Genomic DNA, 407 nt, shown 5'->3' on the forward strand with positions numbered 1-407 from the left:
GCGGTGACTGCACCCAATACGGCGTGCGCCATGGCATTGGCCGCCTGATTATCGCCGGTGCTTTTCTTAATCACTTCAGCCAGATAGGGCGCGGAAGCCCCTGCCAGCGCTTGCGCCATATTCCCGCCCGCCAGCCCTTGAATAGCGGCGGTGGCGGCCTGAAGACCTTGTTGCAGTGCACTGCCGGTGCCGTATTTCTGCATTTCGGCTTTGTATTCGGGCGTTTCGCGTAAGGCATCCGCATCGCCTTTCAGCTCAGGATGGCGTTTCAACGCTTCCTCAAGCCCGAGAATATCCCCCTGCGTCCGCGCAATATCCATTGCCTGACCGCCTATCTCGCCAATCAGCTGTGCTTCTTTGAGGCGGTTTTGCTCTTTCTCTTTATCAAATATCGGGCCGATGCTGCC

General features: G+C 57.7%; 1 pseudogene. It reads right to left on the minus strand.

The features are described 5' to 3' along the window. Positions 1-407, minus strand: a pseudogene (locus FTA91_RS02220) (hemagglutinin repeat-containing protein); the annotation flags it as partial.

The organism is Yersinia thracica (assembly GCF_902170565.1).
Classification (GTDB): domain Bacteria; phylum Pseudomonadota; class Gammaproteobacteria; order Enterobacterales; family Enterobacteriaceae; genus Yersinia; species Yersinia thracica.